Below are 12,773 nucleotides of genomic sequence, written 5' to 3' on the forward strand. Positions count from 1 at the left end.
AGCTATGAAAGCTGCTTAATTTAGGTGCAGCGCAACATCTCTGCTTGGAGAATGGTCAGCATTCGTGTCAGGGTTCAGCGAACTCCTTTTGAAACGCCGACTTCAGGGGCACCATGGCAATTCTGGCAGCCGTCTATCACCTGACCCATTACAAATACGACCGGCCGGTCGTATTAGGCCCGCAAGTCATAAGGTTGCAGCCTGCGCCGCAATCCCGCACCAAGGTGCTCAGCCATTCGCTGAAGGTCGGGCCGGCAAATCACTTCGTCAATCTGCAGCAGGACCCCTACGGCAATTTCCTTGCCCGCTTCGTCTTCCCCGAGCCGGTGACGGAACTGAAGATCGAGGTCGATCTCGTTGCCGACATGACGGTCTACAATCCGTTCGATTTCTTCGTCGAGCCCTCGGCCGAGACGTTTCCGTTCGAATACCCCGAAGAGATCAGGGACGATCTGACCATCTACCGGACGCCGGAACCGGCGGGGCCGCTGTTGGAGGCATTCCTCAAAACCCTCGACCGCAGCCCGACCAACACCGTCAATTTTGTCGTCGACCTCAATGCGAGGCTGCAGCGCGAGATCGCCTATATCGTGCGCATGGAAACCGGCGTCTTCTCGCCCGAGGAAACGCTGGCCGCCGGCAAGGGGTCGTGCCGGGATTCCAGCTGGCTCCTGGTGCAGATACTGAGGAACCTCGGCATCGCTGCGCGCTTCGTTTCCGGCTACCTGATCCAGCTGAAGCCCGACCTCGTCGCGCTTGACGGACCGCCCGGCACCGCAGTCGACTTCACCGATCTCCATGCCTGGTGCGAGGTGTATCTGCCGGGCGCCGGCTGGATCGGCTTCGACCCGACCTCCGGCCTGCTCACCGGCGAAAGCCATGTGCCGCTCGCGGCAACGCCGCATTTCCGCAATGCCGCGCCGATCTCCGGCATGGCGAGCTTCGCCAATGTCGAGTTCGGCTTCGACATGCGGGTCGACCGCATCGCCGAGCATCCGCGCATTACCAAGCCGTTTTCCGACGAAAGCTGGCAGGCGCTCGATGCGCTGGGCAACCAGGTTGACGCCGCGCTTGATGCCGGCGACGTGCGGCTGACCATGGGCGGCGAGCCGACCTTCGTCTCGATCGACGATTTCGAGGCTGCAGAGTGGAACACCGCCGCCGTCGGGCCAACCAAACGCGAAAAGGCCGATGCGCTGATCCGCCGGCTGCGCGAGCGCTTCGCGCCGGGCGGCTTCCTGCATTACGGACAGGGCAAATGGTATCCCGGCGAAAGCCTGCCGCGCTGGACCTTCTCGCTCTACTGGCGCACCGACGGCGAGCCGGTGTGGAGCGACCCGTCGCTGATCGCGCATGAAAAGAGCGAGGCGGATGTCGGACCGATGCAGGCCGAGAGCCTGCTGACCGCGATTGCCGACGAACTCGGCATCGACAAGACGATGGTCAGCGAAGCCTATGAGGACCCCGCCGAATGGCTGCTCAAGGAAGGCAAGCTGCCTGACAACGTCGATCCTTCCAATTCGAAGCTGGAGGACCCGGAGGAGCGCAGCCGCATGGCGCGGGTGTTCGAACGCGGGCTGACCAAGCCGTCGGGCTATGTGCTGCCTGTCCAGCGCTGGAACAGCCAGGCGTCAGGACCGCGCTGGCGCTCGGAGAAGTGGAAGACGCGGCGCGGCAGGCTGTTCCTGGTGCCGGGAGATTCACCGGTAGGTTACCGCCTGCCGCTCGGCACGCTGCCTTACGTGCCGCCGGCGCAGTTCCCCTACATCGTGCCGGTCGACCCATCGCTGCCGCGCGGACCATTGCCGGCGCGTGAGGCGATCTTGCCCGATTCTGCTTCTTCGCCTGCGTCGGCCGAACTTGAAGGCGCCGACGAAATGGCGCGACGCCAGCAGGCCGTTTCCTTCACGGCCGTTACCGGCCAGCAGGACCGCGTCGAACAGGAGATCACCGAGATCGGCGGCGCCGTGCGCACGGCACTTTCGGTCGAGCCGCGCGACGGACGGCTTTGTGTGTTCATGCCGCCTGTCGAGGCGCTGGAGGACTATCTCGAACTGGTCGCGGCGGCGGAGAACGCGGCAAAGGCTATTGGCCTGCCTGTGCATATCGAGGGTTACGGCCCGCCGCACGATCCGCGCCTCAACGTCATCCGTGTGGCACCCGATCCCGGCGTCATCGAAGTCAATATCCACCCCGCCGCGAATTGGCAGGATTGCGTGGCGACGACCACGGCGATCTACGAGGAGGCGCGGCAGACGCGGCTTGGCGCCGACAAGTTCATGATCGATGGCCGCCATACCGGCACCGGCGGCGGCAACCACGTTGTCGTCGGCGGCGCAACGCCCAATGACAGTCCGTTCCTGCGCCGCCCCGACCTGTTGAAAAGCCTGGTGCTGCAGTGGCAGCGGCATCCGTCGCTGTCCTATCTGTTCTCCGGCCTGTTCATCGGCCCGACCAGCCAGGCGCCGCGCTTCGACGAGGCACGCCACGATTCGCTCTACGAACTCGAAATCGCGATGGCGCAGGTGCCGCATCCGGACAAGGGCGCGGCACCGCTGCCGTGGCTGGTCGACCGGCTGTTCCGCAACCTTCTGACCGACGTGACCGGCAATACCCATCGCTCGGAAATCTGCATCGACAAGCTATTTTCGCCGGACGGGCCGACCGGCCGGCTCGGGCTGGTCGAATTCCGCGGCTTCGAGATGCCGCCCAACGCGCGCATGAGCCTGGCGCAGCAATTGCTGGTGCGCGCCATCATCGCTCGGGCCTGGAAGAACCCGCTCGACGGCCGCTTCGTGCGCTGGGGCACCTCGCTGCACGACCGTTTCATGCTGCCGCATTATGTCTGGGCTGACTTTCTCGATGTGCTGGACGACCTCAAGCTGAACGGCTTTGCGTTCCGTCCGGAATGGTTCGACGCCCAGCTCGAATTCCGCTTCCCGTTCTGCGGCGAGGTCCAGCATGCCGGTATCAAGCTGGAACTGCGGCAAGCGCTGGAGCCGTGGCATGTCATGGGCGAGCAAGGCGCGATCGGCGGCACCGTGCGCTTTGTCGATTCCTCCGTCGAGCGGCTGCAGGTGAAGACCGAGGGGCTCAACCCGGAGCGTCACGCGGTCGTCTGCAACGGCCGCCTGGTGCCGATGAAGGTGACCGACAACCGCGAGATCGCGGTGGCTGGCGTGCGCTTCAAGGCCTGGCAGCCGGCGTCGGGCCTGCATCCGGCGCTGCCGGTCAACACGCCGCTGGTCTTCGACATCTATGACCGCTGGTCGGGCCGCGCGGTCGGCGGCTGCGTCTACCACGTCGCGCATCCCGGCGGGCGCAGCTACGACACGTTCCCCGTCAACGGCAACGAAGCGGAGGCGCGGCGGCTCGCCCGCTTCGAGCCACGTGGCCATACGCCGTCCAGCTATGTGCTGCGCAACGAAGAAGCCTCTGAAGATTTCCCGATGACCCTTGACCTTCGGCGACCGCAAAGACTCTGATCAGCCATGGCGAAGGGGAATCACAAAAGGCTGCGCAGCAAGCCGCAGACCCACAGTCTGCTGGAGCACTACCAGCCGATCGACGGCGTCGTCGACGAGATGGTCGATGCGTCGGGCAATCCGCGGCCGGCCTGGCGGCACTTCATCGAGGCGCTGGAGGACCTGGGGCCGGAAAAGCTTGCCCAGCGCTTCGCCCGCGCCGACCAATACCTCCGCGACGCCGGCGTCTATTACCGCGTCTATGACAAGGCCGGCGCCAACGAGCGGGAATGGCCGCTGGCGCATGTGCCGCTGCTGATCGAGGAGCAGGAATGGGCTGACATCAGCGCCGGCCTGGTCCAGCGCGCCGATCTGTTCGAGGAGACCATCGCCGACATTTACGGGCCGAACCGGCTGGTCGAGAAAGGCATTCTGCCGGCCGGGTTGATCGCGGCCAGCCCGGAATATTTGCGGCCGGTCGTCGGCACCAGGCCGGCCAGCGGCCATTTCCTGCATTTCTGCGCCTTCGAGCTCGGTCGTGGCCCGGACGGCCGCTGGTGGGTGCTTGGCGACCGCACACAGGCCCCATCTGGCGCCGGCTTCGCACTGGAAAACCGCGTCGCCACCACCAGGGCGCTGTCCGACATCTACGGCGAAATGCATGTGCACCGCCTGGCCGGCTTCTTCCGCCGTTTTCGCGATGCGCTGATCGGCATGGCCAAGCAAGCCGGTGGCCGTGTCGCCATCCTGACGCCGGGACCGCTGAACGAAACCTATTACGAACATGCCTATATCGCCCGCTATCTCGGCATCATGCTGCTCGAGGGCGAGGACCTGACCGTCTCGGGCGGCAGGCTGATGGTGCGCACGGTTTCGGGGCTGATGCCGGTGAGCGTCTTGTGGCGGCGGCTCGACGCCGCCTTCGCCGATCCGCTCGAACTGCGGCCGGACTCGCAGATCGGCACGCCGGGGCTGGTCGAAGCGGTCCGGCAGGGGGCGGTTTCGGCCGTCAACGCGCTGGGCTCCGGCCTGATGGAGACACGCGCGCTGCTCGCCTTCCTGCCGAAGATTTCGCGCGCCCTGCGCAACGAGGAACTGCTGCTGCCGACCGTGGCGACGTGGTGGTGCGGGCAGGAGGCGGAGCGCGAGCATGTGCTCGCCAATATCGATAGCATGGTGATCGGTCCGGCGCTGTCGACGCGGCTCGCCTTCGAGGATGACGGCTCGACCAAGCTCGGGTCAGCGCTGTCGGTCGAGGAGCGGGCCGAACTCGTCGCCCGGATCGAACGGGACGGCGGCGACTTCGTCGGCCAGGAAGCGGTGACGCTGTCGACCACCCCGGTCTATGTCGGCGGCTGGCTGGAGCCGCGGCCGGCAAGCCTGCGCGTCTATCTGGCGCGGACGCCCGAAGGCTGGACCGTGATGCCGGGCGGTTTTGCCCGTGTCGGCTTTTCGCTCGACCCGACGGCCATCGCCATGCAGCGTGGCGGCCAGGCGGCGGATGTCTGGGTGGTCAGCGACAGGCCGGTGGAGCGCGAGACGCTGCTGCCGCAGGAGCACGACAGCTTTACCCGAACCTTGCCAGGCAGCCTGCCCAGCCGCGCGGCGGAAAACCTGACATGGCTTGGGCGCTATATCGAGCGGTCGGAAGACACGGTGCGCATCCTGCGCGCCTACCATGTGCGGCTGGCCGAGACATCCGATCCCGAGATGCCGCTGCTCGCCGATATCAGGGACCATCTCGCGCCGTTCGGCATCGACGTCGAGACGGCAATCCCATTGGGGCTCATCAGCACCCTGGACAGCGCCGTCTACAGTGCCGGACAGATCCGAGACCGTTTCTCGCCGGATGGCTGGCTGGCATTGAAGGATCTGTCGAAGACCATCCATCAATTTGCCGCCACTGTGGCGCCGGGCGATGACGCGACAAGGGCAATGACGGTGATCCTGCGCAAGCTGGCCGGGTTTTCCGGCCTGCTGCACGAGAACATGTACCGCTTTGCCGGCTGGCGTTTCCTCGAAATCGGCCGCAGGCTCGAACGCGGCATCCAGATCGCCCGCACGCTCGCCCGGCTGACCAGAGCCCAGGCGCCTGAAGGCGCACTCGACATGATGCTGGAGATCGGCGACAGCGTCATGACGCACCGTCGGCAATATCCGGTGCAGGCGGGGCGGCGCACGGTGGTCGACCTTCTGGCGCTCGATCCGCTCAACCCGCGCTCGATCCTTTTCCAGCTCGAACGGCTGAAGGCCGAAATCGCGCTGCTGCCCTCCGTCGGGGCTGAAGGCCATATGTCGCCGGCGGCCAAGGAAATTCTGCAGCTCAACACGTCGATCGCCATCAAGGAGCCCTCGGACATGACGGCCGAGGCCCTCGGCGATCTCGCCAATGAAATCGGCGGGCTCTACAACAGCCTCGCCAAAGCCTATTTCGGGTAGAGACAGCATGCTCTACGACATCAGGCTTCACCTGCGTTACGACTATGATGCGGCGGCCGGTGGCGGCCGCCATCAGGTGCGCGTGCTGCCGCCGACCATCCCTGGCGTGCAGCGCGTCGTCGCCGCTTCACTGTCTTTTGTGCCGGCGCCCAGCGAACGCTCCGACTTTTCCGACTTTTTCGGCAACAGTGTCACCTCGATCGCCTTTCGTAACGCGCATGATGCGCTCGACATCAGGATGAGCGCGCGTGTTTCAGTGTCGCGGCCGGAGCCCGGGCTCGACGTATCGCCGGACATACGCCGGCTGAGGGAAGAACTCGGCGCCGTGCACTCGCTGGCGCCGGCGTCGCCGCATCACTTTCTGGCCACCAGCGATCATGCCGGCATCGACCCGGCAATCACTGCCTATGCGAAAGACAGTGCCGGCAGTTCGACAGTCGGCACGGCCATGGCTCTGTGCAACCGCATTCACCGCGATTTCACCTATGACGGCGAGGCGACCACCGTGCAGACGCGGGCCAGCGACGCCTTCGGCCTGAAGCGCGGCGTCTGCCAGGATTTTTCCCACATCATGATCGCCGGCCTGCGCGGCCTCGGCATTCCTGCCGGCTATGTCAGCGGGTTCCTGCGCACCATCCCGCCGCGCGGAAAGCCGCGGCTCGAAGGCGCCGACGCCATGCATGCCTGGGTCAAGGTGTGGTGCGGACGCGATGCCGGCTGGCAGGAATTCGATCCGACCAATGGCATGCGGGCAAGCAACGACCATATCACGGTCGGCTACGGCCGCGACTACTCCGATGTGGCGCCGATCGTCGGCGTGTTGAAAACCACGGGCGGGCAGGTCGGCGAACAGGCGGTCGACGTCATACCGGTCGTGCTCGAAAAGGCGTGATGACGCATGTCTTCGTTGCACGGCGACGTCGATAGGCTGTTCTGGAACCAAGAGATCAAGAGGCGGTGGAACCCGCAGCCGGCAAGCGGCTTATCTACGGAAATTCCGTGGAGAGGACATGCTCGACAAATCCGAGTCGTCGTCTGGCCGATCGGCTGTGAGGAAAGCTGCACCAAAGAACGGGGTGCCGCGGAACGGGGCGCTGGAGAATGGCGCGCAAGCCTCGGCCGTTCGGGCCTCGCTCAATTATGTCACCGACACTGAACCCGGTATTCGCCGGCTGCGTTCGGGCAAGGGGTTCTCGTACAAAGGACCCGACGGGCGGATTGTCGACGGGGAGGCGCTGGCACGCATCAAGGCGCTCGCCATCCCCCCGGCCTGGACGGACGTCTGGATCTCGCCGGATTCCGATGGTCATATCCAGGCGACCGGTAGGGACCAGCGTGGACGCAAACAATACCGCTATCACCCGCACTGGGCGGAGGAGCGTGACGGCGTCAAATATTCGAGCCTGGTCGCCTTCGCCGAGAGCCTGCCCGAACTGCGGCGGCAGATCGACGTCGATTTGCGCCGTCACGGCCTGCCGCTGGAACGCGTCGTTTCGGCTATCGTCTGGCTGCTCGACAACACGATGATCCGTGTCGGCAATGCCGCCTACGCGCGCGACAATAAGAGTTTTGGGTTGACCACGCTGCGCGACCGCCATGTCGACATCAAGGGCTCGAGCCTGCGCTTCGCCTTCATCGGCAAATCCGGCAAGGAATGGAGATTGAAGCTTGTCGATCGCCGGATTGCCAAGGTCGTGCGTGGAGCGCAGGACCTGCCGGGGCAGAAGTTGTTCCAGTATCTCGACGAGGAGGGAAACAGGCGTCCGGTGCGCTCAGACGACGTCAACCGCTATATCAGGGAACACGTCGGAGCGGAGTTCAGTTCCAAGCACTTCAGAACCTGGGGTGGCACCATTCATGCCGCGTCGCTGTTTGCCCAAACCGAACGTCCCGAAAGCCAGGCGCAGCAAAAGCGGGTGATGAACAATGTCATCGACAAGGTTGCCGAGCGGCTTGGCAACACACGCGCGGTCTGTCGCCAATGCTATATTCATCCGGAGGTCTTCCGCGCCTGGTCCGAAGGACGGCTGCTCGACGAAATGGCGGATGCCAACAAAGGCAAGCGCTCGGTCGCCGGGCTAGACGACGAGGAGGCCCTGGTCTTGAGATGGCTGAAGGCGAGAGAAAGCTGACGTCGGACCGCGGCGTATTTTTTTGTCGACGCCATGTCGGCATCGGTCCTAGTGTTTCGTCCTTTGAGAAAAGGACGAACCATGCTCTACGCGATCCTCTGCTATGCCTCTGAAGACGTCGTCTGCTCCTGGAGCAAGGAGCAGGACGATGCCGTCATGGAAAAACTTCTGGGTGTGCAGGAAAAATATGCCCAGGCGGGCCGCCTTGGCCCGGTGGCGCGGCTCTTGCCGACGACCGCGGCGACGACGCTGAGGAAGGTCAAGGGCGAATCGATCGTCATCGACGGCCCGTTTGCCGAAACCAAGGAACAGTTCCTCGGCTTCTACACGCTCGAATGCGCCGACCTCGATGAGGCGGTCGACTTCGCGCGTGAGCTTTCCGAGGTCAACCCGAGCGGCGGCTCCTATGAAATCCGGCCGGTCTCGCTCTTCAATCCCGCCAAGGTTTCCGCATGACCGAACTCGCCTGGATCAGCACGGCAATCAGCACCGCTCGCCCGCAGGTGATGGGGGCATTGCTGCGCTACTTCCGCGACCTCGACGCGGCGGAGGAAGCATTCCAGGACGCCTGCCTGAGGGCACTGAACAACTGGCCGAAAAACGGCCCGCCGCGCGATCCGGCAGCCTGGCTGATCTTCGTCGGCCGCAACAGCGGCATCGATGCGGTGCGCAAGCGCGCCAAGCAGGCGCCGCTGCCGGAGGAGGACCAGATCTCCGACCTGGAAGATGCCGAGAGCGACGTCGCCGAGCGGCTGGACGGGGCGCATTACCGTGACGATATTTTGCGGCTGCTGTTCATCTGCTGCCATCCAGACCTGCCGGCCACACAGCAGATCGCCGTGGCGTTGCGCATCGTCTCCGGCCTGACGGTCAAGCAGATCGCCCGCGCCTTCCTCGTCGGTGAGAGCGCGATGGAGCAGCGTATCACGCGCGCCAAGGCGCGTATCGCCGACGCCGGGGTGCCGTTCGAGACGCCGGGAGCGGTCGAGCGCTCCGAACGGCTCGCCGCCGTCGCTGCCATGGTCTACCTGATCTTCAACGAAGGCTATTCCAGCAACAGCGGCGAGGCATCGGCGCGTGCGCCGCTTTGCGAAGAGGCGATCCGGCTGGCCCGGCTGCTGCTCAGGCTGTTCCAGACCGAGCCGGAGATCATGGGGCTGACGGCGCTGTTGCTGCTGCAACATGCACGCGCGCCTGCCCGCTTCGACGAGAACGGCGAGATCGTGCTGCTCGAAGACCAGGACCGCAGCCTGTGGAGCCGCAAGATGATCGATGAAGGCCTGGCGCTGGTCGATAAGGCGTTGCGCCATCGCAAGCCCGGTCCGTACCAGGTGCAAGCGGCGATCGCCGCACTGCATGCGCGGGCGGAAAAGCCCGAGGATACGGACTGGAACGAGATCGACCTGCTCTACGGCCTGCTCGAGCAGATGCAGCCGTCGCCGGTGGTGACGCTCAACCGCGCCGTCGCGGTCTCCAAGGTGCGTGGACCGGAAGCCGCACTCGCCATGATCGAGCCGCTGGAGGGGCGGCTTTCCGGCTATTTCCATTTCTTCGGCCTCAAGGGCGGACTGCTGATGCAGCTTGACCGCGGCGAGGAGGCGCGCGTCGCTTTCGACCGCGCCATCGCGCTTGCCAATACCGCCGCCGAGGCCGCGCATATCCGCATGCATATCGACCGGCTGATGAAAGAAGGCGCCAAGCAAACGGCGCATTGATCCGACGCCTTCGCCTGGTTCAACGGTCTGACCTTTGCTTAGACCATGCCGGGGTGGCGATTTTTCCCTGAAACGAGTAATGCCACGCCATGACAGCGCCTGGTGTGCCAACCGGCAGGGGGCGGGTATGGCGCCAGGCTTGGACCGACGCCATATGAGCGACGGGATCTGAAAGGGATGAAAATGACGATTGCGAAGGAAACGGCCGGGCTTCTGGCGAAACTGGGCGTTGCCGAAGGCGCGCTCACGGGCGGCGACCTCATCGTCCGCAGCCCGGTGACCGGCGAGCAGATCGCCGCGCTGAAGACCATCTCGCCGGCCGATGCGGCGACGACCATCGACAATGCCTACAAAGCTTTCCTGGCGTGGCGGCAGGTGCCAGCTCCCAAGCGTGGAGAACTGGTACGGCTGCTCGGCGAGGAATTGCGCACACACAAGGCCGAGCTTGGCCGGTTGGTATCGATCGAAGTCGGCAAGATCCCATCCGAGGGTCTTGGCGAAGTGCAGGAGATGATCGACATCTGCGATTTCGCCGTCGGTCTTTCCCGGCAACTGTACGGCCTGACCATCGCCACCGAGCGTCCCGGCCATCGTATGATGGAAACCTGGCATCCGCTCGGCGTCGTCGGGGTCATCTCGGCCTTCAACTTTCCGGTCGCGGTATGGTCGTGGAACGCAGCACTTGCGCTGGTCTGCGGCGACGCGGTGGTGTGGAAGCCGTCCGAGAAGACACCGCTGACGGCGCTCGCCTGCGAAGCGATCTTCAAGCGTGCAGCAGAGCGTTTCGGCGATGCGCCGAAGGGGCTGGCGCCGGTTCTGATCGGCGATCGCGCCGTCGGCGAGATCCTGGTCGATCATCCCAAGGTGCCGCTGGTCTCGGCGACCGGCTCGACGCGCATGGGCAGGGACGTCGGACCACGGCTGGCGAAGCGCTTTGCCCGTGCCGTGCTGGAGCTCGGCGGCAACAATGCCGGCATCGTCTGCCCGACGGCCGATCTCGACATGGCGCTCCGCGCAATCGCCTTCGGCGCCATGGGCACGGCCGGCCAGCGCTGCACGACGCTCAGGCGCCTGTTCGTGCATGAGAGCGTCTACGACCAGCTCGTTCCGCGCCTGAAGAAGGCCTATGGAAGCGTCTCGGTCGGCAATCCGCTGGAGACAAGCGCTCTGGTCGGCCCGCTGATCGATAAGGCTGCCTACAAGAATATGCAGAAGGCGCTGGAGGAGGCGGCTTCGCATGGCGGTAAGATAACCGGCGGAATGCGGGTCGAGAACGGCCATCCCGAGGCCTACTATGTGCGTCCGGCGCTGGTCGAAATGCCGCGGCAGGTTTCGCCAGTGACGGAGGAGACCTTCGCGCCCATCCTCTACGTGATGAAATATTCGGACTTCGACGCCGTGCTAGAAGAACACAATGCGGTGGGAGCGGGGCTGTCATCGTCGATCTTTACCCGCGACCTGCAGGAATCCGAGCGCTTTCTTAGCGTCGACGGATCGGACTGCGGCATCGCCAACGTCAATATAGGCACGTCAGGGGCCGAGATCGGCGGCGCCTTCGGTGGCGAGAAGGAAACCGGCGGCGGCCGCGAGAGCGGTTCCGATGCCTGGAAGGCCTATATGCGGCGCGCTACCAATACGGTGAACTATTCCAAGGCGCTGCCGCTTGCGCAGGGCGTGTCGTTCGACATCGATTGAAATGCCAGACCTCCGTCGCGGCGGCGCCAAGGCCGCCACGACGGCGTTCGGCTTGCGGTTCAGCTGGCGTCGGGAGTTACAACACAATTGTCGAAGGCTGAATCGATGATGGCGAGCTTGACCGCCTGGGCGGTCATGTATTCCTGATAGAACTCGCTCGACACCCACATGACCGAATGACCGCGCTGGCCCAGCCAGCCGATGCTGCCGAGTTCCTCCGCATCGCGCAATTTGCGTGAAAGGTGGGTCCGGGAAAGCTTGAGCCAGTTCGCGAAATCTCCGATTGAGACGACACCGGTCGGAATTCGGTCCAGGTCGGCATGATCGGGATCGACGCCGGACATCAGCCAATCCATCACGATGCCGCCATTGTCGAGCCAGGTGAACAAGGAAAAAGTCTGTCTTGGCTCGCGCACGGCATGCGACGAAAGCAGGCCGTCGGCCACCAGCGGCTGCAGTTTGGCGAGCACGTCCGGTTGTGCGACGAATGCAGCCAGTCGAGATCCACCGTCCAGGCTGTCCAGCGTTTTCAGATGAGCCATGACCCAGCCGGCAACCGTCTCCAGAGTGCCCGCGACCGGCTCAAAGGGGCGGATGCGCCCGTATTTAATCGGCAGATGCCGGATGAAACCGTAATGCAGCATCTCCTTCAGGAAGGCATCGGCGGTGTTGCGGCTGGCCACCGAATGCCGGCGGATTCCGTCCATGAACCGTGCGGACGTAAGTCCCTTGCGATGGTCGTCCGGCTCTCGATCGAAATACAAGGCAAGGCCGATATGGGCCATCAGCCAGCGTTGTTGCGTGGCGAACACCGAAGCCAGCCGCGGGTTCGCTTCATAGGTCTGGAGCAGCGCCCGCGACTGAGCCTGGACGTGCCGACGCAATGCCGGATGGCTGGCAATATCTTCAGAAACCAGCGCCATCCCGCCGAGCCCAACCAAATTTGCAACTGGAAATACCGGTCACAATTTCAGCCTTCGCGGACCGTGTCCAGAGCCGGCACATCAGGATACGAGCTGAATCCCGCCGGCTAGCAATTACGCGACTTGGTCGCCGAGGATGCGATCTCGCGAGGCGCTGATCTTGCCGCGCGAGACTAGCCTGCTTGAACCCATAATGGTGGCTTCGCCTGGCCAGCCCGCATTCCCCGACGGCGAGGCGGAACCAACACCAGTTTTGCTCGTTGAAGAACGCTGATTGGACTGAGACAGTGAGGAATTACAAAATGGAGAATGGGCTTTTCGCCACGCCGCCTGCAGCGTTCCGAAAAACAGAGTCGGTTTGGCTACGGGCGCTCAAGTGGCTGTTAAGCCGGGTGCGCAGCGCCT

General features: G+C 64.3%; 8 protein-coding genes. 7 read left to right on the top strand and 1 reads right to left on the bottom strand.

The genetic code is table 11. The features are described 5' to 3' along the window. Window positions 1–113 precede the first annotated feature (113 nt). The 7 genes from NKJ12_RS12090 to amaB all read left to right on the top strand — a co-directional run bounded on the left by NKJ12_RS12090 (window position 114) and on the right by amaB (window position 11,445). Complete coding sequence (locus NKJ12_RS12090; RefSeq protein WP_352702861.1) at window positions 114–3,485, top strand: transglutaminase family protein; 3,372 nt, start codon at window positions 114–116, stop codon at window positions 3,483–3,485. Between the two features lie 6 nt (window positions 3,486–3,491). Then, the gene (locus tag NKJ12_RS12095) at window positions 3,492–5,903 is read left to right on the top strand and encodes a circularly permuted type 2 ATP-grasp protein (RefSeq protein WP_352702864.1); all 2,412 of its coding nucleotides are present in this window, start codon (window positions 3,492–3,494) and stop codon (window positions 5,901–5,903) included. Between the two features lie 7 nt (window positions 5,904–5,910). Beyond that, the gene (locus NKJ12_RS12100; RefSeq protein ID WP_352702866.1) at window positions 5,911–6,795 is read left to right on the top strand and encodes a transglutaminase family protein; all 885 of its coding nucleotides are present in this window, start codon (window positions 5,911–5,913) and stop codon (window positions 6,793–6,795) included. A gap of 118 nt (window positions 6,796–6,913) precedes the next feature. After that, complete coding sequence (locus NKJ12_RS12105; protein WP_352702868.1) at window positions 6,914–8,035, top strand: DNA topoisomerase IB; 1,122 nt, start codon at window positions 6,914–6,916, stop codon at window positions 8,033–8,035. A gap of 81 nt (window positions 8,036–8,116) precedes the next feature. Beyond that, complete coding sequence (locus NKJ12_RS12110; protein ID WP_254817007.1) at window positions 8,117–8,491, top strand: YciI family protein; 375 nt, start codon at window positions 8,117–8,119, stop codon at window positions 8,489–8,491. Further along, window positions 8,488–9,750, top strand: a complete 1,263-nt coding sequence (locus NKJ12_RS12115) for an RNA polymerase sigma factor (RefSeq protein ID WP_254817008.1) — start codon at window positions 8,488–8,490, stop codon at window positions 9,748–9,750. The genes NKJ12_RS12110 and NKJ12_RS12115 overlap by 4 nt, the downstream gene beginning before the upstream one ends. Window positions 9,751–9,933: 183 nt before the next feature. Beyond that, window positions 9,934–11,445, top strand: a complete 1,512-nt coding sequence (amaB, locus tag NKJ12_RS12120; RefSeq protein ID WP_352689998.1) for an L-piperidine-6-carboxylate dehydrogenase — start codon at window positions 9,934–9,936, stop codon at window positions 11,443–11,445. Between the two features lie 59 nt (window positions 11,446–11,504). Here amaB and NKJ12_RS12125 read toward each other — a convergent pair whose 3' ends face one another. Continuing rightward, window positions 11,505–12,368 carry a hypothetical protein gene (locus NKJ12_RS12125; RefSeq protein WP_352689986.1) on the bottom strand — a complete coding sequence of 288 codons (864 nt, stop codon included), beginning with the start codon at window positions 12,366–12,368 and terminating at the stop codon, window positions 11,505–11,507. Window positions 12,369–12,773 lie beyond the last annotated feature (405 nt).

Source organism: Mesorhizobium sp. M0195 (genome assembly GCF_040322115.1).
Lineage (GTDB): Bacteria > Pseudomonadota > Alphaproteobacteria > Rhizobiales > Rhizobiaceae > Mesorhizobium.